The organism is Stenotrophomonas sp. GD03654 (genome assembly GCF_029845105.1).
GTDB classification, from domain to species: Bacteria; Pseudomonadota; Gammaproteobacteria; order Xanthomonadales; family Xanthomonadaceae; genus Stenotrophomonas; species Stenotrophomonas africana.
In genome coordinates, this window is sequence record NZ_JAOCLC010000052.1 from 13,090 (window position 1) to 36,320 (window position 23,231).

The window sequence follows — 23,231 nt, forward strand, 5'->3', positions numbered from 1 at the left end:
GCTGAGGGTCGGAGCCCATTGCCGTGCAATGGGATCTGCCCCCCGCAGTACTGCTGCTACCAGCGCGGCTGCAGCCGACCGTCGGCGGCGAAACGCCAGCGTCCTTCAGCCCAGCCCAAGCCGAACAGGGCCAGCATCTGCGAGTAATAGGCCGGTGCATCAGCACGCTGCTGTTCGGCGCTGGGCAGGCTGGCCCGCAGCGACTGCGCGTGCTCCGCGTCGCCCTGCGCGATCAGATACGGTAGCAAGGCCGCACGGAATCCGTAGTTGCCTTCGCCCTGCCCCTGGCCACTGCGGGTGTCGATCTTTTCCCACATCGGCGCACCACTGCGCAGGCGCTGCAGCGGCCCGGGCAGGGCCGCCAGCTGCGTGCGGAACAACGGATCGCGCGGCGAGGTCATGCCTGCCCAGGTGTAGCAGCGGATCGCATCGTAGCTGCCGACCGCACCGCGCACCGGATCGACGACGAAGCGATTGCCTTTCCAGGCCGCCCAGTCCGGTGCAAACCCGTGCGGGCTGCTCTGCTGCAACAGCTGCACGCTGTTGCGCGCCAGTGCCTGCCACGGCCCGCCGCGATTCTCCACCGCAAAGCGGCGCAGCAGCGGCAGTGGCAGATAGCTGGGGTTGACCCGCGTGGCGTCCCCTTCGATGAATCCCTGTGGGCCCGGCAACAGCATCGGGCCGAGCCCAGGCAGGTCCACGATCTCGCGTGCCCGCACCTGCGCGAGCATGCCCTCGGCGATGGCCTTCAGCGCGGGACGGCGCCACAGCCGCGCGCCTTCCAGCAGCGCATAGGCCAGCCAGAGATCGGAGTCCGAAGCCGGGTTGCCATCCAGTATCCGCCACGCTCCGACGTCATCGCGTCCCCACAGCCAGGCGGGCAGGCGCTTGCCCATGTCGCCTTCGGCGAGGTTGTCCTGGGTCCAGCCCAGGATGCGGTCGAACAGCGCCTGGTCGTTGTCGACCAGGGCGAAGAACAAGGCATAGGACTGGCCTTCGGAGGTGCTGCGCTGATCGTCCTGGCTGCGATCGATCATGCGTCCATCACGGCTCAGGCTGCTGTCGAGCAGTACCTGCCACGCCGGCCAGCGCGGTGCGGGCGCGGCCAGCGCACTGCGCCAGCCAAGCAGCGGCAGCGTGGCGACCGCCTGCAGCAGGCGCCGTCGCCGCAGATCAGCGGAATTCGCCATAGGGCACCAATGGTGATACGGGCAGCGGCAGGTTCCCCTGCCAGGGCTTGAAGGTGTAGCGCAGGTAGAGCTGGAACGAATTCGGCGAGAAATCGCGGCTGCGCTGAAGGGTGCCGGCAGCGCCCAGCACGAGGTGGTCGCCGAGGCGGCGTTCCACCGCGCCGTACAGGCGGTACCCGGTACCCGTGCTGCTGCTGTCACCGGTGTACAGGCCGGCCTCGTCCAGCCGCAGCGGGCCGTACTGCGGCTCAAGCTGTGCAATCACGCGCTCGATCAAGGCCTGGTCGGGGAAACGGCTGATCGACGAGGTACGCGCACTGGACACACTGACCGAGCCATCCAGGCGCACCGACCACACGTCGTTGCGCCAGGCAAAGCTGACCGGCAGGCTCAGCGATGCATAGCGCTGCGGGCTGTAGTAGCCGCCCTGGCCCAGCGAGTAGCCGCCCAGGTCCTTCTGGTAGCGCCAATACATCGCGGTGGTACCCACATCCAGCCGCATGTCGGGGCGCTGGATCAGCTTGTGGTACCAGCCCACCATCGCGCGTGCGCGGGTGTTGTCGACCACATTGTGGCCAGTCAGCCGATGCCAGCTCCAGTTCGACCACACGCCATCGCGGCCACCCTGGTCGTAGCCGAGGCTGAAGGTCACGCCGTTGGCGGTGACGCCACCCCAGCTGACGCCACTGCGCGGATCGACCGCACCGGCCTGCGACAGCAGCGAATTGGTCATCGGCCGCCGCGACACCGTGGCCCCCCAGCCGAAGCGCCCGAGGTCACCATTGAGGGTTACACCGCCGAGCCAGTTGCCGACCACGTAGTTGGACGGGGTGTGGCCGATATCGAAGTTCCAGCGGTCATCCAGGGTGCGCCAGCCGACGGCGAAGCCGGCACCGGAGGTGCGCCGCTGGTGCACGAAACGGGTGCAGCCCGGTGCGCGCAGGCGGCTGTTGTCGGCCTGCAGCAGATCCAGGTCGCAGCTGCCGAAATCCTCGTCGTAGGCGCCGTTCCCTTCGGTCTGGAAGCGGCCGGCATCGAAGCTCACCTGCTCGATGCGCGCCCAGCCCAGGCCACCGGCGAACGGCGCGTCGAGATGCGCGATGCGGGTATCGCGCGACAGCCGCGAAATACCCGGGGTTCCGTCGCTACGGCGGCCGGTGTCCTGCATCACCGTCAGGGTGGGATTCTCCTGCTGGTACAGGGTCTCTACGTCGCTGCGCAGGCTGCGCCGCAACCAGTCATCGCCGGCCGTCTCGCGGCTGGCCAGGGTCAGCGCGCGGTTGTCGCGCGGCGTGGCCTGGCTGGAAGCCAACAGGCCGTTGTCGGCCATCGCCTGCGCGTACATGTCCAGCGCCTGCTGTGGATCATCGCGGCGCACCAGTCGTGCCGCGTCACGCCAGGACTGTGCATCGGGCCCGGTCTTGCGCGCCAGCAGCGCGCGCAGGATCGCCAAGGCCTTCCTGTCCTCGCGCAGGTCGGTCCAGATCGTGGCGAGCCGGCGCTGCTGGCCGATTTCGGCATCGTCCACTGCCGGCGGTGCGTCGTGCATCTGGCCGCGTGCGCTGGCCAGATCGCCGGTACCGATCCAGGCCTGCACCTGGCCCAGCTGCGCATCCACATTCCCCGGCTGTGCAGCAAGCACGCGCTGGTAGTAGTGCAGCGCCTGCGCGTGGTCGCCGCGCAGGCGCGCCCATTCGGCCATCAGCAGGTCGTTGTCGGTGCTGGGCGGTTGCTGCTGCAGCAGCGCGATGGCTTCGGCCTCCCTGCCCTGCGCACGCAGATCCCACAGATGATCGACCAGTTGCTGCCGCTGCAGGCGCGCCGACAGCGCGCGGATGTCATCGTCCCACTGCGCCTGCGGCAGCGCATCGAGCACCGCCAGTGCCTGCGGCAGCCGATCGGATCCCGACAGAAAGAGCGCCTGCGCGTAGCGCGCTTCGGCACTGTCGTTGTGCGTGGCCATGTCGGCCACCACCGCGTCAGCTTCGTCCTGCCGGCCGGCGGTGCGCAGCTCGTTGCCCAGCGCGTAGGCCAGCCATGCATCGCCCGGCAGTTCCCCGCGCAGCTGCTGCCCCAACGTGATCGCAGTGGTTGCATCGCCGGCCGCCAACGCCTGCTCGCGGCGCTCACGCAGTCGACTGATCTGCAGCTGGCGCAGATCTTCGGCATACAGCCTGCGCTGGGCAGCGGGCAATGCGTTGATGAAGGCTTCCAACCGCTGCGGATCGGTTCGGCCGTACAGCTGCACCAGCTTGCGGATCACGTTGGCATCGTTGGGCGCCATCCGCCGGGCAAGCTGCAACTGGCGTTCGGCTGCGGCGTCATCGCCGCGGGCCACGGCCACGTCGACCAGGCCCAGTGCAGCATTGACGTCGCGGGGCTGCTGGCGGCGCGCCTGCGCGTACAGTCGCTCGGCCTCGTCCAGCCGGCCGGCGGCCAGCGCCGCGTCGGCCTGGTCCAGCTGCAGCCAGTAGCGGGTGCTTGCGATCAGGTCACGCCACTTGTCGTTGCTGTCACCGGCCGGGGTGGCCTGCACCGCACGCTGGAAATAGTTGATGGCCTGCTCGCGGCGGCCCTGGCGCATCAGCGCCATGCCCAGCCCCCCCAGCAGGTCGGGCTCGCGCGGATAACCGCGCAGGGCCTGCAGGAAGGCGCGCTCGGCCTCTTCATTGCGGCCGGCATCGAGCAACTGCTGGCCACGCAGGCCGGCGCGCCACGCCGGGTCGCTGACCCGCTTGTGCTGGTCGGTGTAGCGCTCGCGTACCAACGCGATGTCGGCAAACGTCGGGTTGCGGGTAATGAAGTCCTGCAGCCGGCGCACGCTGCGGTCGTCGGCCGGCTGATCCTTCAGGTAGGCCCACTCGGCGTCCGCCGCCATGCCGCGGGCTTCCGGATTACGCCCCATGCGCTGCAGCGCGGCCAGCGCCTCGGCATCGCGGCCGGCCGCGAACAGCATCTGCGACAGCGCCTGCAGCAACGGCACATTGCCCGGATAACTGCGGTCCAGTTCGCTCAGCGCACGGATCGCCTGTGCACGCCCATCCGCCTGGGCGCCGCGCAGGCGCCAGTACTCCAGGCCCAGCTGCAGGCCGGGCGGGTCATCGTTGAACAGGCGCCGGTAGATCGCCAGCGCTTCGGCGCTGCGACCACCGGCAGCGAACAGACGCGCCTGCTGCAGGTCCTGCTGCAGGTCACCACGGTAGGCCTGCCAGAGGCGTTCGCCGGCGGCCAGTTCACGGGTACCCGCGCCGATCTCGCGCAGGCGCTTCAGGGTCGCCTCGGCATCCTGCAGCTTCTGCTGCGACAACTGCACTTCCAGGATCGCCACCAGCGTGTCGCGATCATCCGGTGCCAGCATGCGCAGCCGCGCCAGCGCGTCTTCGATCAGGCTCTGGCGACCGGTAGCCTCGCCGATGCGCACCTGCTGCAGCAGCCACTGGCGCTGCTCGGCGACGGTTCCGCCCGGTGTATCGGGCAGGGCCTGCGCCGCGCAGGGCCCGACACCGGCCAGTCCCAACAGGATCAGGCCGGACGCGGTGACCAGCGGATGCCGCGTACGTGCCATCAGTGCCCCGGGTCCAGGCGCTTGGCCGCGACCCAGCGCAGCGTGCGCCACAGCAGGAAAGCGACCATCAGCACCACCAGCGTGGCCAGCACCGCCAGCAGTGCCGGGTGGTCGGCCAGGTGGTACCACAGCAGCAGCCACCACGGCAGCGCGCCAACGTAGTAATGATCGCCGACGAACTGGCTGTGGATGCCCGAGGTACGCAGGATCGCCACCGAACCGGCAATGGCTTCGCGCTTGCCGGTATCGCTGAGTGCATCGTCGAGCAGGCCGTAGTCGGCGGCATTGCTGGCGGCCAGCGAAACGATGCTGCGCTGCGCATGATTCGGCGACTGCATGCCAATGATCGCGGCAAACGGTGCCTGCGCGCTCACTGCTACTTCGGTCACCGCCGGGTCGCCATCGCGGCTGCCACGGCGGGCCTGTTCCATCGCCTGCTGCGGCGACGGTGACTGGCCGTTGAGCAGGCGCGTGCGCTGGTCGTCGATCAGCAGCGACAGCTGCTGGCTGCCGCGCAGTTCGGCCGGCAAGGCGCCCAGCATCAGCAGGTCCGCATCCAGTGCGTTGGCCTGCTTCCAGTCATCGGACAGGCGCAGGCCATAGGCCGGGTAGCCACTCTGCACGCCCAGCCCACCGATCAGGTTCAGCAGCAGGCTGACCTGTGCTTCGCTGGCGCTGGGCGGCACCAGCACGACCGTCTCCGACAGATCGGCCATGCGGGTGAACGGGAAACCGCTGAGTGCGAACGCAGACAGGTCCGGCAGGCCCATGTAGTGATGGAAACCGGAGAAGTCGATGGTCGAGTCTTCTTCGATCGCTGCCTGCAGGTTGGGCGGCAGCACGGTCTGGCAGTGGTCGCGCTGCGCACTGCCCATCACGCTGGCGAAGTTGAAATCGAAGCGCAGCTGGTTGCGGTCGCCCAGCTTGAGTGCCGGAATCAGCAGACGCCCGTCGTCGGCACCTGCATCGCCGGCCAGCACCGGCAGGCGGATTTCCTCCAGGCCCTGCTTGCCGTTGCGACGCACCAGCGGGAAGCTGGAGATGAACTGGTCGTTGATCGCCACGCCCAGCCGCGACTCATCGCTGCCGAACGGCGGCGTGTAGCGGTAGCGCAGGTTCAGCGGAATGCCCTGGTTGCGCCAGATGAACAGGTCCGGCGGCAGATTGAGATTGACCGTGATCGGCTGCGGCGACACGCCGTTGGCGTGCAACTGCTGCGGGTAGTCGAGCAGTTCGGCCAGGCGGACGGCGCGGTCGGTACGTACCCAGTTCGGTGCGTCGTACGGCTTGCGCGGGACCAGCGGCTTGATCTCGTCGACGCTGACCTGGCGGCCGCGGAACAGCACGTTGCCGGCCGCCATCGCGGCCACCGCCTTCTGCAGGTCGTCATCGTTGCGGCCCAGCACCAGCAGCAGCTTGCGCTGCGGATCCTCCGGCAGCGACATCAGTTCGATCATCGGGCCCTTCACCGGGGCATGGTTGGCGATCACCGGCGGGAACCTGCCGTTGACCGCCAGCACCACCGCGTGGCCCTTGTCCGGCAGCGTGCCGAAGCTGACCGGGAAGCGCGCCTGGCGCCACCAGCCGGACAGGCTGCCGAAGTACGAGGACATCACCGCCGCCGCGCGCTGCTGCGCCAGGCTCGGTGCGGCGGCGAACACCACCGGCAGTTCCAGCCGTGCGGTATCGCGCGGATCGAAGAACGGCAGCGGGAAGTTGGCCAGGTCATCCTGCATCGCCAGCGGCTGGCCACCCAGGCGCAGCGTGCTGTTGCTGGACAGGTTGACCCACAGCGAGCTGTGCGTCGGCTCTTCGCAGATGTCGGTGTAGTGGCCGACGAATTCCAGGCGGACCTGGTTGAAATCAGCAATCAGGCGCGCGTCCAGCGGCAGCTTGGCCTGCACCGGGCGGCCCAGCTGGTCGTTGCTGATCGGCACCACGCCCATCATCGCGTCGTTGAGGTAGACCCGCAGGTGCGACAGGGTCGGGAGCAGCGATGGTGAAGGCGTGAAGCTCAGATCCAGTTCCGCATCGCGGACCAGGCGGTCACGGCGCACCTGGAACTCGAAGGTGGTGGCATTGCGCACCCCCGACAGCAGCGTGTCCTGGCGGCGCCCCAGCTGCGCGAAGGTGTTCTGCCGCTGCCAGGGCCAGGCGCTGCCCGCCCAGGTCTGCGCCAGCGCGGGCTCGGTACCGGCGGCGGGCGTGGTGGCGGGTGCGGCCGGCACGCTCGGCACCGGCGGCGCGGCAGGCGCTGTGGTGGGAGGGGCGACCGGCGGCGGAGCAGGCGCGCTGTTGCCTGACGCCACGGGCAGGGCCAGCAGGGGCAGCAGCAGCCAACGCAGAGAGGACGGAAGGGTCATGGACGAAGCCCTGGATCAGCGGCTGGGTCAGCCGGGTGGGAAGGAAGCGGACGTTGCGGAGCAAAGCTGGCCAGCCATCGCAGCAGGCGACGGTTCCAGTGTGCCGGGCGGTCAAGGTCGAACGGTGCGAAATCACCCATCCGCCGATAGCCGCGCCAGCCCAGGACCAGCACGCTCCACAGGCTGCGCGGCAGGCTCTTGGGTTGGTAACCGGCGTGCCAGTCGAGCCAGGCATCGGCGCGGGCGAAGGTGCACTGGGCGAACTCCACGCGCTGGCGTTCGTCCTCGAACAGCAACAGCAGGCCCAGTCGCTGGCCGACCGTGCGCTGCACCCGCGCCGGGAACGCGAATTCGCGGCGGCCCCGCCCCAGCAGCACCTGCACGCGCTGGCCCTCGGCCAGCTGTGCGTCTTCGCCAAGCTCGACGCCCACGCCATCGTTGGAGTAATCCTGAAGCACGCCGCGCAGGCGGCGGCCATCGGGTACCCGCAGCGCCATCGGCAGGTGGGTGGTGACGCGGTGCGTGCGCCGCACCTGCTGCACTTCAGCGGCCACCGCCAGCGCGCCGCCGATGATCAGCAGGTTGTACAGCACCCACAGCGAACTGACGACCACCGTGCCGCGTTCATCGAGCGGCCCGTGCATGAAGCGCCACACGGCAAAGCACAGGCCAAGCACGTTCAGCAGCGCCAGCACCAGGTAGGGCTGCGCCACGCGCCAGTCGAATCGATCGCCGGCCTGGGTGCCGCCCTTGTCGGTGACGTTGAACTTGCCACGGCCCGGGCTGAACAGTGCCACGGTGGTGGGCCGTGCGATGTACCAGGCCAGCACCGTCTCGTACACCTCGCCCCAGAACGGCCGCCGGTACTTGCCCTGGATGCGTGCGTTGGTAAGGCTGGCGTGGGCCATGTGCGGCACCACGAACAGCAGGATGGCCAGCGCCGGCGCATAGATGATGTAGACGTGCAGCAGCAGGAACGCCAGCGGCGCGGTGAGGAACACCAGGCGCGGAATACCGGCCAGGAAATGCAGCATCGCGTTGGCGTAGCAGAAGCGCTGGAACAGGCTCAGGCCCTTGCCCAGCAGCGGGTTGTCGATGCGGAAGATCTGCACCATGCCGCGTGCCCAGCGGATGCGCTGGTTGACATGCGCGCCGAGGCTGTCGGTGGCCAGGCCGGCCGCCTGCGGAATGCGCAGGTAGGCCGAGTTCCAGCCCTTGCGATGCAGGCGCAGCGCGGTGTGCGCATCTTCGGTGACGGTCTCGGTGGCAAACCCGCCGATGGCATCGATGGCCTCGCGCCGCAGTACTGCGCAGGAACCGCAGAAGAACGCCGCGTTCCACAGGTCGTTGCCGTCCTGCACGAGGCCGTAGAACAGTTCGCCTTCGTTGGGGTCGCTGCGGAACACCTGCAGGTTGCGTTCGAACGGATCGGCCGAGAAGAAGTGGTGCGGGGTCTGCACCAGCGCCAGTTTCGGGTCACGCAGGAACCAGCCGCAGGTGATCTGCAGGAACGAACGCACCGGCAGGTGGTCGCTGTCGAAGATGGCCACCAGCTCGCCATCGATCAGGGTCAGGGCGTGGTTGAGATTGCCGGCCTTGGCATGGCGGTTGTCGGCGCGGGTGATGTAGTTGACCCCGGCGCGCTCAGCGAATGCGCGGAATTCTTCGCGCTTGCCATCATCGAGGATGTGGATGCGCAGCTTGTCTGCCGGCCAGTCCAGGCCCATCGCTGCGTACACGGTGTGCCGCACCAGCGCCAGGTCTTCGTTGTAGGTGGGAATCAGCACATCCACCGTCGGCCACTGGCGGATGTCGGCCGGCAACGGCGCCGGGCGGCGGCGCAGCGGCCACGCCACCTGCACGTAGCCCAGCATCAGCACCAGCCAGGAATAGGTTTCCGCCGCCAGCAGCACCACGCCACAGACCAGGTCGAAGGTGCTGTTCCAGTTCAGCGTGGCGGTATAGCGCCACCACAGGTAACGGCAGGACACGGTGATCGAGAGCACGACCAGCACCAGCGTCGCATAGCGCCCCTGCATGCGCCTCACCAGCAGCGCGATGGCCCACAGCAGTGCAACGAACACGAACTGTGCGAGATAGGTGAACGGCTGGGTGATGCACAGCGCCGCCAGCCCCAGCGTGGCCAACCCGACCAGCAGGGTCAGCAGGTGCCGCGAACGTGGCGACAGGCTGCCCACCTTCCGGCCGAACCAGGCCGCCACGCGGCTGTTCCAGAACTCACTGGGCGCATCGCGCATCGCGCGCAGATAGCGCAGGCGGCCACGACCAGCCGCGCCACGCAGTTCGGCAATGCGTTCGCGCCGGGCCTGGGCCAACCGTTGCCGCCTCAGCGAGGGCTGCGGTACCAACCGCACCAGCGATAGCCACATGGCCTGGATCAGCAATCGCAGGGGATCACCCGGGCGCCAGCGACGGTCGCCCTGTATCTGCGGGAAGGCGTTGCGCAGGCGCGGCGCCTGCGCCTGCCATGCCGGCCCTTCCAGGCGCAGGAACGCCCAGCCCACGCATTGCAGCAGCCACAGCATTGCCCGCGTCGGCCAGGACGCATGCACCCGCTCACGCAGGCGTCCCCAGTCCAGGTAATAGACGCGGGCGCCCATCAGCGTCCTCCCGCCGCGGCCTGGCGCCGCGCGCCTTCGGCCAGGCACCACAGCACCAGCCCGTCGACATCGGCGGCGGCCAGCGAATCGGTCGCATAGCGGCCCAGTGGCTGCTTGCTGGCCAATGCGGACGGCACCCGCGCATCCTCGTGCAGCGGCTGCGGCACCAGCCGCGCCCCGTGCGCGTGCAGCCACAGCTGCATCAGATCGCGCTGCACCGGAATGACCGGGTCATAGCGGTTGGCCAGCAGCAGGCGGGTGTCATCCGGCTGTCGTTGCAGGAACACATGGCTGACCGGATCGACACAGGCCAGGCGCAGCGGCAGCGTGCAGCGCGCGTGCTGGTTGATGGCCGCAGCGTGCGCCGGCAGGCGCTGCGGCAGGTCGAACAGGATCCAGTCGAACTGGGTCTCCAGCAGCGGAATGCGTTCGGCCCAGGTGGCCGGTGCCTGCTGCAGCTGCTGTTCGATGCGCATCGCAGCCCCGGCATCGACACGACCGTAGGGCAGCACCGCCAGCCCCGCTGCGATGGCATAGGCGGCATCGCGCCAATCCGTGCCGTCCAGCTGCGCACGCGCCCAGCCGTTGTCGACATCGGCCGGCAGGCCCAGGTGCAGGCCGAGCATCTGGTCCGGACTGCATTCGACCAGCAGCACGCGCTGGCCCTGGGCATGCAGGCCCTGGCCGAGTGCGGCCAGCACCGTGGTGACGCCGGTTCCGCCATGGATGCCCTGCAGCGACAGCAAGGTGCTCATCTGCGCGGCTCCAGTTCAGCCAGCAATGGCCAACGCGCCAGCGCCTGGGCACGCTCATGCTGGGCCGAGAAGTCCACGTAGGGCAGCCCCGGCATGTCCAGGCTGCGGCGCAGCAGGTCGATGTCGTCCTCTTCCACGGACAGCGTGACCGGCACGGCAAGAATGTCGGCAGGCATCAGCGCGCCTCCTCCGGGTAGGGGCTCCAGGTCTGGCTGCCCTGCAGCTGCAGCCAGGGCTTGCCAGCGTACTCGATGACCTTTGCGCCTTCGTTCTCCGATACCGACGGTGTCTGCGGCAGACCCTTCAGCAGGCTGTTCCAGTTGCGCTCGCTCGGCGGCGACTGGGCATTGAGCGCGTACACGCGCGACACCAGCTCGGACACCGCCAGGTAGCTGCTCGGTTCGGGCACATGACGTGGGCCGCCGGCCGCCGGCGCGCCCATGCCGATCAGCTTCACGCCCACCGGCACGTGGGTGATCGATGGACTGGGAATCTCACGCATGCCCGGAATCTGCATGCGGTCGCCATGCAGGGCCGCGCCGTGCTCAGGCACCACCACGATCATCGCGCGGCGCCCGCTCCTTTCCACGGCTTCGACGAAACCGGCCATGTCGCCCAGCACCATTTCCGCACGTGCCTTGTAGTCGGCGGCATTCGAACGGCCATCGGCGCCGACGATGCGGTTGCCATCGTGCAGCGAGATCGTGTTGTAGAACAGCGCCACCTGCTGGCTGGACTCGGCCAGCCGCTGTTTCCACCACGCCATCAGCACATCGCCATCGCGGCGCAACGGCGACTTGTCGAAGGCCACCAGCGCAGTCGGAAATGCGCTGATATCCATCGGCTGCGCCTGCAGCCCGCCATACTGGTGCAGTTCACCGATGAAGTCGTCGAAGTGACCGTCGTGGTTCATCGCCAGCTTGCTCTGGAAGCCCAGACGCTGCAGGTTCGAGAACAGCTGGCACTCGGCCGGCACCGGATCGAACAGGCCGGTATGCGAGGTCTGGCCACAGCTGGCGCGCAGCAGGCGGATCGCCGCCGGGCCACTGTAGGCGGTTGCCGAGTTGAAGTCGTCGAACACCACGTCCATGTGGTCGAGCAGGTTGTTCTGGCGCAGCCCCACTTCATCCAGATCGCTCCATGCCAGCGAGCAGATGTTGAGGATGATGACGTCGAACGGCGCGCCGCTGCCCGGTGCGGGGAAGCTGGTCTTGAGGCTGGCCTGCTGCTGGTAGAAGCTGGCCAGCCATGCATTGAGCGTCTCGTTGTTGGCCGGCGGCAGGCCGCCACCTGAGGTGCCTCCGGCGCTGGCGGTGGCCGCGGTGGCGGTACCCTGCCCCCAGTTCCAGCCCGCCGGCATCGGTATCGCCATCACAGCTAGGCCAAGCATGCCCAGCACGCTCAGCGTGGTGATGCGCAGCCACGGCTTGAGCAGTACGTAGGCCAGCACCAGCATCGCCAGCACCGCCACCATCTGCCAGTTGATGAAGCGCTGGGCCAGCTCGAGCCAGTAGTCCGCCGAGAAGTCCAGCACGCCAGGTTGCACCAACAGGCGCCGGAACGGCGGCCACCAGGTGTCCTGATAGTACAGAGCCACGCCCACTGGTACCGCGACGACGGTGCGCGCGATGCGTGCCCAGCGCCAGCGCAGTGGGATCAGCAGCGCGCCAAGGAACAGCAGGTTGGGCAGGATCTTCAGATCCAGCGCGCCCATCCAGGCCAGTACCACCTTGGATAGGAAATACAGGTTCCAGCCTCGCAGGTCGGCCCAGGCGAAGGGGGATGCCGGTACCATCTGCGGACTCATGCAGCCCTCCGCGGCGCACGCTGGCGCACGCCGGCGCGGCGCAGGTGGCGGGGTGGAAGCCAGCGCGCGACACGGCGGCGCAGCCCACGCCACAGCGTGCCAAGCATGGCACCGAAGGGAATCATCACCAGCGCGCAAGCGACGATCAGGGTCCAGAGTTGCTGGTCGGTGGTCATGCGTGATCTCCCAGTCGCAGCGGCTTCGGGGCGGTGAAAACAGGTGCCTCCGGCGCCGGGGCCACTGCCGGCAGGACCGCGGGGGCTTCAGGCAGTACTTCGGCCTCCGGATCGCTGCTGCGGGCGTTCATCGCTGCAATGTCGTACTCGGCCAGGCGCTGGTAGCCATCGAAAAGCTCGCGCCAGGGCAGGCGGAACAGATTGCCCAGGGCCTGCTCGACCGCATCACGCCGGCAACCAAACAGGAACAGGCGTACCTGCCCGCGGTAGACACAGGCCAGATCGCCCTGGCGGCGGATGCGCAGCTGCTGCAGGGTCTGCTCGGCACGCAGGCCGGCCACCGGCTGCAGCGCCAGCACGGCGCTTTCCACCGCGCTACCGTCCTGGTCGATGCGATCACCTGCGATCTGGCGGAAGCGTGCGGCGTTGACCAGGCCACTCACCGATGGCGGTCGATGCGAACGGATCAGCGGCTCTGGTTCTTCCGCCAGCTGGCCCTGCCAACGCTGCCGCTGCACGGTTTCCAGCAGGGTCAGCAGTCGCGGCAAAGGCGTAGCTGACGGCACCACCAGGCTGCAACCGCACTGCATCAGCAGCCGCTCATCGGCGTAGCGCAGGCAGGGCTGCAGCTCGCGCACCACCAGCTTCAGCGCATTGCCACGTTCGCGGCGCAGGCGGTGCAGCAGGCGGGCCAGTGCATCCACCTTGGCATTCTCGTCGATGGCCAGCACCACAGTGGCCTCCCGCGCCTGCAGCGCGGCCGGCAGCAATCCGGCCCAGCCGTCATACAGGCGCCAGGCCGCCGACAACGGCGGCGCACCTTCCAGCACTTCGGCCTGGGCCAGGAAGACATCGCGGTCACTGCCACTGGTCGCATCGATCCCAGTCTCGGCGGCATCGGCCTCGGCCAAATGGCGCAGCCCGCGGTTTTCCTGCTCGACGCCGAACGATCGCTGGGCCACCACGCCATGGCTGTTGGACCAGTAATGCAGCAGCAGCTGCAGAGCGCCACGATGCGGATGCAGCTGGGCCACACCGGCGCAGCTCCGGCTCAGTGACAACAGGCGCGGGGCCAGGGTCGCCACTTCGCCGTGGCACAGCAACAGCAGCACCTGCTGCGCCTGTCCGGCCCATTCCTGCAGGCGCTGGCACCAGCGCGCCAGCCGGGCATCATCCCAGCCGTCCAGCGCCGCCACCGGGAACTGCACCAGGCTGAGCCGGGTGCGCGCCGAGGCGGTGCGCGGCAGATCGCCGGTCAGCCCGTGCAACGCCTGCTGCATGCCGTGGTGCGAGCGCTGGAACAGCCGCAGGTGGGCGGGCCCCTGGTCGGCAGGCAGCAGCGCCAGCATCGATTCGGCCCCCCGCCCCAGCGTGACCAGCACGGCCTCGTCCAGTGCCTCGGCCGTGGCCAGCACTCCGGCGCCGAGCAGGTCCGTCGACGCGCTGCCGGCAGCCACCACCCAGTACAGGCCTCCGCTGCGCATCTCGACGAACTCGGCGGGCAATCCGGCAATGGCAAGGTGGGTCGCAGGCACGCCGGATCCTTTCATTGCCCCTCAACCGAGCGGAAAGCCCAGCAGTGGAGGCGCTGCGGTGAAAAGGAGGTCACTTTCATGACGTACATCACATTCATGTTTCTGTACGGCCATGATAGTCCTGATCTTCACGTTTGCGAGATCAAGACGCAGTCAACGCCGCCCGCGGAACGGGCGACGTGAGGCTCGAAACTCAGCAATGGAAAGCGCGTACTACTCGTACTGGATCGTGAACGTCGCCTGCCCGTTGGCAGTGCCGGCACCCACCGTGCCGGCCTGGGTCTGCACGTAACGGGCGCGCAGCGGCAAGGTCATCGTGCTGGTGCCGGGGGTGGTGGTACCGACATTGACGGTCTGGCCGAAGCGCACTTCTCGCTCGGTGCTGCCATCCCGCTGGACCATCTGGATGCCGATGCGGGTGGCGCTGTTGGTGGCCGCACTGAGCTTCAGCACACCCGGCATGTTCGAGCTGTCCTGGTCGGCGTCGAGGCGGATGCCGATCTTGCTCTGGTAGGCGGCGACATTGCTGCCCTGGCAGTTCAGGCGGATCTCGAAGTCGCGGTCGACGGCCCTGGAACCGACACCGGTGAAGGTGGTGTTGGGCACGCTGCCGAAATCGACGGCGATGTTGCGGCTGCCGGCCTGCACTTCACAGGTCGGGCTGACCACGGTGGTGCCCGAGCCCCTGAACGTCGAGGTCAGCACCGGACGGCTGGGACCGTCACCATCGAAGTAATAGGTGGTGAATCGACCGTTCGGTGCGATCACGCCCGAACCGGTCTGCGCGGCGGTCTTGATCAGCTGGATGCGGAACTGGCCACCGATCAGCGAGATGGTGGAGTTGGCAGCGAAATTGATGGAGTGCGGGTAGTAGGTCTGGATCGCGCCGGAGTCGCGGAACAGGCGGATGCCCACACCCGCGACGCCAGTCTCGTAAACGTTGGCAAACCCGGCCACCGGTCGCTTCTGCGGTGCGTTGACATACTCACCGGTGGAGTAGCCACCGTTCCAGTAGTCGCAGCGGGCAACGCTGTTCTGCTGGTTGATCGGTACGCTGATTTCCTTGATCACGCCGCCTACCGGCGTGCTGGGCAGGATCACGATCTGACCCATGTCCATCTGCACGTCCTGTGCAACGAAACCATTGATCTGGATACGGCACGCGGCGCTGGCCTGCTGAGCCAGCAGCACGCCGCCCAGCAATGCAAGGGCACTCAGCGCCTTGCGGCCACGGGAAGAAATCATCGGCATGCTGCCTCCAGCGGGATGAAGCCGGTCTTGGACGCATCGGCGCCCGCCGGAACCTGGTAATCGACGGTGCAGCGCTGATCGGCGCCGGCGCCCCACTCCACCAGCAGGCTGCCCTGGTTCTTTTCACTGCGTACGTACAGGCGGCCACCCTGGCTGACCATGCCCACCGGCTGGCCCTGCTCGTCCTTGACCTGCGCACCGAACGGCATGGTGCGGCCGTCGGGGTTGCGCACCTGGATCAGCAGCGCGTTGCCCTTGCGGGTATCGAAGCGCAGGTAGCTGATCGCACCGGCAAACGGCGCGATCGACTGACTGGTGCTTTCCAGTTCGACGTCGTGGGCCATGCCCTGCGGGTCGAGGGTGACGGTGTTGAGGCGGTACGGCGACACGTACGGGACCACCGCGTAACCGCGGCCATCGACGCGCAGGCCCGGGGCGTTGCTGACGATTGCATCGCGTGCGCCCGGCGCTTCCACCAGCACCATGGTGTCGCCACGCTGCGGGGTGAAGGTGAAGCCGCCCGGATGCACGACCACGCTGCCGTTGGCACCCACCGAGGCCTGGCGGAAATCACGCGAGTGGCTGTAGGTGGCGTTCAACGCGGAGTAGCGGCTGCGGTACTCGGCATTGCCGACCGCAGTGGTGCCACCTTCGCGGGAATCGGACAGGGCCACGCCGTAGCTGAAGTTGTTGTCGACGCCGGCCGAGCCGGTGATGCCGACGCGGCTGTTGTCGTAGCCACCGCGCTCGCGCACGCCGAGGTCGGCGCTGAACGACACAGGGTGGGAACCACGGCCCAGCGGCACGCTCATCGACAGCAGGTACTGGGTATCGGAACGGCCCAGCACGCCTTCTTCGGTGCGCAGTGCCGAGAAGCCGTAGTTCACCGAGCGCCAGGCATTGTTGTAGCCCACCTGGTACTGCTTGGAGGTGCCGGAACGGTCGTAGAAGTCACGCACCGAGCCGGTCACGTACAGCGCGCCGCCGCGACGGCCCAGCGGCTGGTTCAGCGTTACCTGGAACTGGCTGCGCTGACGACCGCGGGTGGTCGGGTCGATGCCGCGCTTGTCCGAATCACGGCCATACAGCGCGTCCTGCAGGCTGTAGAAGCCTTCGGTCGAATAACGGTAGGCGGCCAGGGTCAGGTTGGTCCCGGTCTCGCCGATCATGTTGCTGTAGCTCAAGCGCACACTGGCACCGGTGTGGTTGCCGTAGTGGTCGAACGTGGTGCGGGCGTGGGTGACGTCGGCGGCGAACGCGCCAACCGGCGTGGACAGGCCGACGCCGTACAGCAGCGACAGGTAGCCATCGCTCAGTGCACTGCCGCCGTACAGGGTCAGCTGGTTGCCGATGCCGCGCTGGTAGGTGCCCTGCACCAGCCATGGCTCATCGGCCAGCAGCTTGTTGCGCACCTGGCCGGCGGTCAGCGAGTAACGCGACACGCCTTCGCGCAGCATCTGCGGCACCGAACCGAACGGCACCTTGAATTCGCGGCGGCGGCCATCGGCCTCGATCACGCTCACTTCCAGATCGCCGCCGTAGCCGGTCGGGTACAGGTCGTCGATGACGAAGCTGCCCGGCGACACGGTGGAGGAGTAGATCAGCTGCTGGTTCTGGCGCACTTCAACGCGCGCGTTGGTTTCGGCAATACCGCGCACGACCGGCGCGTAGCCGCGCAGCGAGTCGGGCAGCATGCGGTCGTCGCTGGCCAGGCTGGCACCCCGGTAGCCGATCGAATCGAACAGTTCGCCGGTGGTGTAGGCCTCACCGATGGTGAGCATGCCGCGCACCTGCGGAATGCCGCGCTGCGCATAGGTCGCGATGCTCTGCCAATGGCGGCCGTCGCCCTCGGACCAGGTCAGATTGGAATCGTGGCGGAACTGCCAGCCACCCAGGTTCAGGCCGGCATTGAGGCCAAGGTAGGCGCTGCGGTTGCGCTGGCCACCTTCGACGCGGCTGTCGCTGTCGATGGCATTGAAGCTGTAGCCGACGAAGCCGGCATTGATGCCGCGGTCCCACAGCGCCGGGTTGACGTAACCGCGTGCCTCACGGCGCAGGAACACCTGCGGAATGCTCAGGTCGTAGCGCAGGTTGCCGCTGTCATAGACGCCATACGCATTGGCCATGCGCTGCTGCACCGGCACGCAGCTGGTCTTGTCGGTGGGCACGGACGGATCCTGCTGCAGCAGCACGGCCTCGCTGTCCACGCCCATTTCTTCCAGCATCGGCAGCGGCAGGCAGGCATCGACACGGCCCTGTGCATCGGCCTTGAACTGCAGATCGCGACGGCCCTGCCAGGCACCGTTGACGTAGACGTCGACACGGTAGTTGCCGGCCACCATCGGGTTGCCGTTGCTGAAGGCCGCCAGGTCGACCTGCTTGGCCTGGCCCGACAGGAAGCTGGAATTGAACTGGGCCGATTCCGGTGCACGCGCATTGGCCGCACCACTCTGCGCCATCAGCGCCTGTTCGCCGAGATTGGCCGGAGCAGCCAGCGCCCATCCTGGGCAGGCCACGCCAGCAACCAACAGGCACAGCGCCTGATGGATCGACAATGTCAATCTGTTTCCGATCACACTGACATTCCTTCAATTCGCCGCACAGCGGCGGTGGCGGGATGCGCGGGCCAGGGGCCGGCGCGGCGCGTTCAGCCCCCGGTGCTGCCGAGGCGGATGGTGTGTTCCACCCGGCCGCCGTAGTCGTTGATGGTGATGAAGCGGACCTGGTCGGTGCCCGCCGGTGCGGCGAACTCCAGGCTCTGCTTCGGCGCGACCATCGCGCCCTTGTCCTCGACGGCCTTTTCACTGCTGCCGGTCACGGCATGTACTTCGGCCAGAGTGACGTGGAAGGGGCTCGGGTTTTCCACCCGCAGGCGATCGCCCGTGCGGGTCCAGCGCAGCGCTGCCGGCGCGTCGTTGGCGACGCCCTTCAGGCCCTGCGGCCGGTAGAAAAGCTTCAGGCGCGAACGGAACGCGACCTGCAGGTAATTCTGTTCGCCGCTTTCGGCGTTGTCCGGGGACGGCGGAACATCCAGCACGTTGAGCCAGAACACCGACTCACGGTCGGTCGGCAGCTGCGCGCCGGAGAAGATCAGTCGCAGCGCCTGGCTGCGGCCCGGCTCGACACGCGCGATCGGCGGTGTCAGCACGAACGGGGCATCGCTGGTATCGGCGGTCTGGTTGGCGTCGCCGCTGTCGATCCAGGCCTGCACCAGCGCCGGCGAATCGCCCACGTTGTCGACCTGCACAGTGACTTCGCGCGCCTGCGCCGGATAGATCACTCGCGTGCCATTGACCACCACGCCGGCCAGAGCGTTCTGGCAGAAGGGCAGCGTGAACGCTGCCAGCAGCAGCGCCCGGGGAAAGAATGCTTTCATCGGAAGTACTACGCTCTAGGGGTGTGGCCAGAGGCCGCGGAGCACTGGCCGGCGCGTACGCCGGCCAGTGCGGGTACGGCTACGATCAGTTGTAGATGATCGTGTACTTGACGCTGCTGGTGACGTCGCCCGGGGTGGCGGCGGCAGTGGCGTAGTACTCAGCGTAGTAGTTCAGGTCGGCCGAGCCGTCGGTGCCGACGGTGACCCACTGCGAGTTGGTCTGGGCCAGGCCAGCGCCAGCAGCCTTGATCGGCAGGACCTGGTTGTTCGAACCCAGCAGCTGCAGCTGCACGTTGGTGGCAGCGTTGGCCGAAGCCTGGTTCAGCAGGCGGCCGGTGTTGAAGTCAACGGTCGAACCCGGCTCGAAGTAGGTCGCGACGTTGCCGGCGCTGCACTTGGTCAGGTTGATGGCGAACGGGGTACGGCCGGCAACCGAACCTGCGGTGGCCAGGGTGTTCTTGGACACGGTCGGCAGGTTGACGGAGAAGTCCTTGCCGCCCGGGGTCGAGATGGTGCAGGTCTTGTCGGTCACCTTGCCGTTGAAGGTGATGGTGCCGTCGGCGGCGTTGGCGGCCAGCGGAGCGGCGGCCAGCATCAGAGCGGCGATGATATTGATCTTGTGCATTCGCTTTTACCTAACCCTACTGAAGAGATGAGAAGTAGAGGAGGAAGCAAGGAGCACTGCCGGGGCTATCAAGACCCATCCTTGCGTCTCACCTGTGGCCGGACTCGGACATACCTTCCCCTGAATCCGTGACGCAAGTATATGCATAACTGTGATGAAAGTCTCATTATTTTTCTGAACGCCAATTCATTGACGCCTTAAATGTGACGTGGTAAGCGAAATAAGATCGCGCGGCGCGCAGAGGATTGGACGGTGGCCGGGATCAGGTCACAAGCGACCTTGCATGACGCTCTTGGTGACGCGTTCGGCATGCGCGGAACAGGCCTTTTTAAGGTGGAAATCACCTTATTTGATGCGCATCACTCTTTGTTGGTGACGGCCCTAGCAGATTCGAAATCGTCCTATTAAAGGCGGATCGAACCTGTCGCTAACTAGGACACACCGAACCAGAGAACGTGTCATGAGGAACTCCATTCTGCTGTGCGTGGCCCTGATGTCCGTCAGTGCGCTGGCCCAGGCCAACAGCGGCAGCATCCGTTTCAGCGGCCGTATCGCCGAGCCGGGCTGCACGACGAACCTGTCCCAGGGTGAGCTGAGCCTGGCCGCCTGCCCGCCCTCGGCCAAGGGCTCGACGGTGGCGGTGACGGCGCTGGCCGATGGCCAGGCCGCGACGCTGCGCGACGGCAAGCGCCAGGGCCAGAAGCTGTCGGTGTCAGCCAGCGCGATGCGCGCCGGCGATATCGCCTTCTCCGAGCGCTACAGCGTGCAGGCCTCGAAGCAGCAGCCGCTGCAGGGCGCCTACCTGGTGGTGGTCGACTACCTGTAAGCCGGCGTGCTGCAAGCCGACGTGTTTACGCCGGCGGCAGCTCGAAGACCTGGCGCAGGTAGGCCAGGTAGCCGGGGTCGTCGCACATGCTCTTGCCCGGCGAATCGCTGAGCTTGGCCACCGGCTGACCGTTGCAGCGGACCATCTTGATGACGATGTTGAGCGGCGTTGGCCCCAGATCATTGGTCAGGTGGGTGCCGACGCCGAACGCGACCTGGCAGCGACCCCGGAAGTAGTCGTACAGGCGCATCACCTTGGCGATGTCGAGCCCATCGCTGAACACCAGCACCTTGCTGCGTGCATCCACCCGGCGCTGCTGGAAGTGCGCCAGCATGCGGTCGCCCCAGTCGAACGGATCGCCCGAGTCGTGGCGGACACCGTCGAACAGCTTGCAGAAGTACATATCGAAGTCGCGCAGGAACGCATCCAGGCCGACCACGTCGGACAGCGCGATGCCCAGATCGCCGCGATACTCGCGCGCCCACGATTCCAGTGCCGCCACCTGCGAATCGCGCAGGCGCGGGCCCAGTGCCTGGAACGCCTGCAGATACTCATGCGCCATGGTGCCGTGCGGGGTCATGCCGTACAGGCGGGCGAAGTGCACGTTGCTGGTACCGACCAGCTGCGGGCCGAGCGCATCGCGCAGCAGCGGCAGCAGCCGGGCGTGCCAGTCGCGCGAGTACCGGCGGCGGCTGCCATAGTCGGCGATGCGGCACTGCTCGAACCCCGGGGTATCACGCAGCAGCGCGGCCTTGGCCTGCAGGCGACGCTCGCCCTCGGCAAAGTCGGCCGTGGTGGTGTTGCGGAACCAGACTTCGTTGATGATCGCCAGCAGCGGCACTTCGAACAGGATGGTGTGCAGCCACGGGCCGGTGATGTCCAGTTCGATCTCGCCGGGCACGGTCTTCGACGCGCGCAACTGGATGTACTTGCGGTCGAGGTGGAACAGGCCGAGGAAATCGGCGAAGTCCGGCTTCACGAAACGCAGCCCACGCATGTAATCCAGCTCCGCGTCGCTGAAACGCAGGCTGCACAGGTGGTCGATCTCTTCGTCGATCTGGTCGATGTAATGAGCCAGGTCGATGCCGGGCGTGCGGCACTTGAACCGGTACTGCACCTGGGCGCCGGGGTGCTGGTGGAGCACCGCCTGCATCATGGTGAACTTGTACAGGTCGGTGTCGAGCAGGGACTTGATGATAGGCATGGGGCGGATTATGCGCCCGGCGGAGTGAACCGTGGGCGCGCCCGCCTTCCGTAGAGCCAAGTCCACGCTCGGCTGGATTGTTGCCTGAGCCGAGCGTGGGCTCGGCTCTACAACGACCTGCGCAGCAGGCGCGGCACCAGCATCAGCGCATGCGCCCAGATCGCGGCCCACACCGCAGCCCGCACCGGCAGCGAACGTTGCGCGGCCTCGAACTTCTGGAAGTAGCGCCACAGGCCCCGGTGCTTGTGCCATTCGACGAAGAACGGCCGCGAGCGGCTGGAGACGCCCCGTACATGGGTGACATGCAGATCGTTGGCGATCGCCACCACCGCGCCGGCCTCGCGTGCGCGGCGGCACAGGTCCAGGTCCTCGGCATGCAGGCGGTAGCCCGCGTCCCAGCCGCCGATGCGGTCGAACAGTGCACGCGGCATCATGAGCAGCGCACCGGACAGGGCCGGCACCCGCTGCAGCGCCTGGTGGGGATCACGCGGCACCGCCAGCTTCGAGCCCTTGCCGGGCGAACGCAGCATCAACAGAAAATCCGGATCACGGCGACGCACCGCCTCGTCGGCATGGCCATGCTCGTCCACCTGTTCGACGCCCAGCAGGCAGTCGCCCAGCGCTTCGGCACGGGAGCGCAGTTCAGCCAGGGTGTCCGGCTCGACCATCAGGTCCGGGTTGATGAAGGCCAGCCATGGGCTGTGCGAATCGGCCACGCCCTGGTTGTTGGCGGCGGCGAAGCCGGGGTTGTCCGGATTGCCGACGAAACGCACGCGCGGATCATGGCTGGCATGGCGCTGCACGATGTCCAGCGTGCCATCCATCGAGCCATTGTCGATCACCCGGATCTCGGCCACATCCTGCGCCTGGCGCAGACGCGAGAGACAGGCATCAATGGTGCTGCCGCTCTGGTAGGTGACGACGATGGCGGCAATGGCAGCATTCAAACGGGAGGCTCCGGCGCAGACGGGACGAACAGGTCCCCCTGTTCCTTCGGCATTATCGCCTGCCGCATGCGCTGCTGCAGGTCGGCACGCAGGCCATGCAGCGGATCGTGCATGAGGAAGTCAGCCAACCGCGGCACCCAGCCCGGCCAGCGTGCGGCCAGGGCCTCGAGATCGCCATCACGGCTGATCGCCTCCCCTGCCCGGCTGACGAAGGCGGTCTCGCACAACACGTTGCGCCATCCCAGGCCAGCCATGCGCAGGCTCAGGTCCACCAGTGCCGCGTTCCAACCGCCGTAGCTGTCCACGTCCAGGCCCCCGGCACGTCGTCGCGCGTTGCCCCGCACCAGCACCGCGTGGGTGACTGCCGACGGCAGCTCCGGGTGCAGCGTTGGCAGGCCCGCACAGGTCTGCGCCAGCAGCGCGGCATCGTCCGGTTCGGGATTGATCTCGCCCAGCCGGGGCCACGCAGCGGTTTCGCCGGCGTTGCACCACGGGGTTGCGGTCGCGATGGCGGCATCGCGGGCGAAGGCATCCTGCAGCTGCTGCAGCCAGCCCGGCGCGGGCACGCTGTCCGGTGCCAGCACCGCCACGTCCATGCCATCGCAGGCCCGCAGCATCTCGTCCAGGTGGGCGACTTCACCCAGCGGCCGTGCACGCCGGGTGTACTCAGCCTGCAATGGCGTTTGTGCCAACCAGTGTTCCACTACCGCCTGCGCGCGCGGCCCGGTCTGTGCATCGTCGGCCAGCCAGACCGCGGTGCCCGGCGCGGTGCCCGCATCCAGTGCAGCCAGGCAGCGGTCGAGCGCGGCATCGTCCACGCACAGCGGCAACAACACGATCGCCCCCATCCCGCCTCCGTGGTTGTCGGTAGCCACAGCCTAGCACTGGGAGGGTATCGGCCGGGTTGCACCCGGCACCCGCCTCAGGCCAGGGCAACAGCAACAGCCGAAGCAAAAGCTGGGTTCCTGGGGGTTGGCGGGGTGGGTCCGG

At 67.6% G+C, this 23,231-nt stretch carries 17 protein-coding genes; 1 reads left to right on the forward strand and 16 read right to left on the reverse strand.

Translation table 11 applies throughout. The features are described from left to right. Positions 1-56: 56 nt before the first annotated feature. From bcsZ to N5J73_RS17560, 13 genes are all read right to left on the reverse strand, one after another. Positions 57-1,190, reverse strand: a complete 1,134-nt coding sequence (gene bcsZ, locus N5J73_RS17500; RefSeq protein ID WP_049444995.1) for a cellulose synthase complex periplasmic endoglucanase BcsZ — start codon at positions 1,188-1,190, stop codon at positions 57-59. Further along, positions 1,174-4,755: a cellulose synthase complex outer membrane protein BcsC gene (gene bcsC, locus N5J73_RS17505; protein WP_049444994.1), complete on the reverse strand. Its 3,582-nt coding sequence runs from the start codon at positions 4,753-4,755 to the stop codon at positions 1,174-1,176. The genes bcsZ and bcsC overlap by 17 nt, the downstream gene beginning before the upstream one ends. After that, entirely contained in the window at positions 4,755-7,118 is a 2,364-nt protein-coding gene (bcsB, locus tag N5J73_RS17510) for a cellulose biosynthesis cyclic di-GMP-binding regulatory protein BcsB (RefSeq protein WP_279941234.1), read from the reverse strand. Before bcsB ends, bcsC begins: the two co-directional genes overlap by 1 nt. Beyond that, positions 7,115-9,739 carry a UDP-forming cellulose synthase catalytic subunit gene (bcsA, locus tag N5J73_RS17515; RefSeq protein WP_049444992.1) on the reverse strand — a complete coding sequence of 875 codons (2,625 nt, stop codon included), beginning with the start codon at positions 9,737-9,739 and terminating at the stop codon, positions 7,115-7,117. Before bcsA ends, bcsB begins: the two co-directional genes overlap by 4 nt. Further along, positions 9,739-10,494: a cellulose biosynthesis protein BcsQ gene (bcsQ, locus tag N5J73_RS17520; RefSeq protein WP_049444990.1), complete on the reverse strand. Its 756-nt coding sequence runs from the start codon at positions 10,492-10,494 to the stop codon at positions 9,739-9,741. The genes bcsA and bcsQ overlap by 1 nt, the downstream gene beginning before the upstream one ends. Then, entirely contained in the window at positions 10,491-10,670 is a 180-nt protein-coding gene (gene bcsR / locus N5J73_RS17525) for a cellulose biosynthesis protein BcsR (protein WP_049444988.1), read from the reverse strand. The genes bcsQ and bcsR overlap by 4 nt, the downstream gene beginning before the upstream one ends. Beyond that, on the reverse strand, positions 10,670-12,301 hold the full coding sequence (bcsG, locus tag N5J73_RS17530) for a cellulose biosynthesis protein BcsG (protein ID WP_049444986.1): 1,632 nt from the start codon (positions 12,299-12,301) through the stop codon (positions 10,670-10,672). Before bcsG ends, bcsR begins: the two co-directional genes overlap by 1 nt. Continuing rightward, complete coding sequence (gene bcsF / locus N5J73_RS17535; protein WP_033836073.1) at positions 12,298-12,477, reverse strand: cellulose biosynthesis protein BcsF; 180 nt, start codon at positions 12,475-12,477, stop codon at positions 12,298-12,300. Before bcsF ends, bcsG begins: the two co-directional genes overlap by 4 nt. After that, on the reverse strand, positions 12,474-14,012 hold the full coding sequence (locus tag N5J73_RS17540; protein ID WP_049444983.1) for a BcsE family c-di-GMP-binding protein: 1,539 nt from the start codon (positions 14,010-14,012) through the stop codon (positions 12,474-12,476). The genes bcsF and N5J73_RS17540 overlap by 4 nt, the downstream gene beginning before the upstream one ends. Positions 14,013-14,225: 213 nt before the next feature. Beyond that, the gene (locus N5J73_RS17545; protein ID WP_049444981.1) at positions 14,226-15,263 is read right to left on the reverse strand and encodes a fimbrial protein; all 1,038 of its coding nucleotides are present in this window, start codon (positions 15,261-15,263) and stop codon (positions 14,226-14,228) included. Next, positions 15,254-17,818 (reverse strand): fimbria/pilus outer membrane usher protein, encoded by a 2,565-nt coding sequence (locus N5J73_RS17550; protein WP_099588518.1) that lies wholly within the window; start codon positions 17,816-17,818, stop codon positions 15,254-15,256. Before N5J73_RS17550 ends, N5J73_RS17545 begins: the two co-directional genes overlap by 10 nt. Positions 17,819-17,910: 92 nt before the next feature. Beyond that, entirely contained in the window at positions 17,911-18,639 is a 729-nt protein-coding gene (locus tag N5J73_RS17555) for a molecular chaperone (protein ID WP_049444978.1), read from the reverse strand. A gap of 85 nt (positions 18,640-18,724) precedes the next feature. Further along, a complete protein-coding gene (locus N5J73_RS17560) occupies positions 18,725-19,264 on the reverse strand; it encodes a fimbrial protein (RefSeq protein ID WP_049444976.1) in 540 nt (179 codons plus the stop codon). A gap of 460 nt (positions 19,265-19,724) precedes the next feature. Here N5J73_RS17560 and N5J73_RS17565 point away from each other — a divergent pair, with 460 nt between their 5' ends. Beyond that, positions 19,725-20,090 carry a hypothetical protein gene (locus N5J73_RS17565; protein WP_049444974.1) on the forward strand — a complete coding sequence of 122 codons (366 nt, stop codon included), beginning with the start codon at positions 19,725-19,727 and terminating at the stop codon, positions 20,088-20,090. Between the two features lie 25 nt (positions 20,091-20,115). Here N5J73_RS17565 and pncB read toward each other — a convergent pair whose 3' ends face one another. The 3 genes from pncB to N5J73_RS17580 form a co-directional block, all read right to left on the reverse strand. Next, complete coding sequence (gene pncB, locus N5J73_RS17570; RefSeq protein WP_049444972.1) at positions 20,116-21,294, reverse strand: nicotinate phosphoribosyltransferase; 1,179 nt, start codon at positions 21,292-21,294, stop codon at positions 20,116-20,118. Between the two features lie 107 nt (positions 21,295-21,401). Then, the gene (locus N5J73_RS17575; RefSeq protein ID WP_049444970.1) at positions 21,402-22,241 is read right to left on the reverse strand and encodes a glycosyltransferase family 2 protein; all 840 of its coding nucleotides are present in this window, start codon (positions 22,239-22,241) and stop codon (positions 21,402-21,404) included. After that, positions 22,238-23,089 carry a glycosyltransferase gene (locus N5J73_RS17580; protein WP_049444968.1) on the reverse strand — a complete coding sequence of 284 codons (852 nt, stop codon included), beginning with the start codon at positions 23,087-23,089 and terminating at the stop codon, positions 22,238-22,240. The genes N5J73_RS17575 and N5J73_RS17580 overlap by 4 nt, the downstream gene beginning before the upstream one ends. Positions 23,090-23,231: the final 142 nt, after the last annotated feature.

Coding starts and splice junctions, on each gene's coding strand:
- bcsZ (WP_049444995.1), bottom strand. CDS start 1,190: ATGGCGAATTCCGCTGATCTGCGGCGACGGCGCCTGCTGCAGGCGGTC.
- bcsC (WP_049444994.1), bottom strand. CDS start 4,755: ATGGCACGTACGCGGCATCCGCTGGTCACCGCGTCCGGCCTGATCCTG.
- bcsB (WP_279941234.1), bottom strand. CDS start 7,118: ATGACCCTTCCGTCCTCTCTGCGTTGGCTGCTGCTGCCCCTGCTGGCC.
- bcsA (WP_049444992.1), bottom strand. CDS start 9,739: ATGGGCGCCCGCGTCTATTACCTGGACTGGGGACGCCTGCGTGAGCGG.
- bcsQ (WP_049444990.1), bottom strand. CDS start 10,494: ATGAGCACCTTGCTGTCGCTGCAGGGCATCCATGGCGGAACCGGCGTC.
- bcsR (WP_049444988.1), bottom strand. CDS start 10,670: ATGCCTGCCGACATTCTTGCCGTGCCGGTCACGCTGTCCGTGGAAGAG.
- bcsG (WP_049444986.1), bottom strand. CDS start 12,301: ATGAGTCCGCAGATGGTACCGGCATCCCCCTTCGCCTGGGCCGACCTG.
- bcsF (WP_033836073.1), bottom strand. CDS start 12,477: ATGACCACCGACCAGCAACTCTGGACCCTGATCGTCGCTTGCGCGCTG.
- N5J73_RS17545 (WP_049444981.1), bottom strand. CDS start 15,263: ATGCCGATGATTTCTTCCCGTGGCCGCAAGGCGCTGAGTGCCCTTGCA.
- N5J73_RS17555 (WP_049444978.1), bottom strand. CDS start 18,639: ATGAAAGCATTCTTTCCCCGGGCGCTGCTGCTGGCAGCGTTCACGCTG.
- N5J73_RS17560 (WP_049444976.1), bottom strand. CDS start 19,264: ATGCACAAGATCAATATCATCGCCGCTCTGATGCTGGCCGCCGCTCCG.
- N5J73_RS17565 (WP_049444974.1), top strand. CDS start 19,725: ATGAGGAACTCCATTCTGCTGTGCGTGGCCCTGATGTCCGTCAGTGCG.
- pncB (WP_049444972.1), bottom strand. CDS start 21,294: ATGCCTATCATCAAGTCCCTGCTCGACACCGACCTGTACAAGTTCACC.
- N5J73_RS17580 (WP_049444968.1), bottom strand. CDS start 23,089: ATGGGGGCGATCGTGTTGTTGCCGCTGTGCGTGGACGATGCCGCGCTC.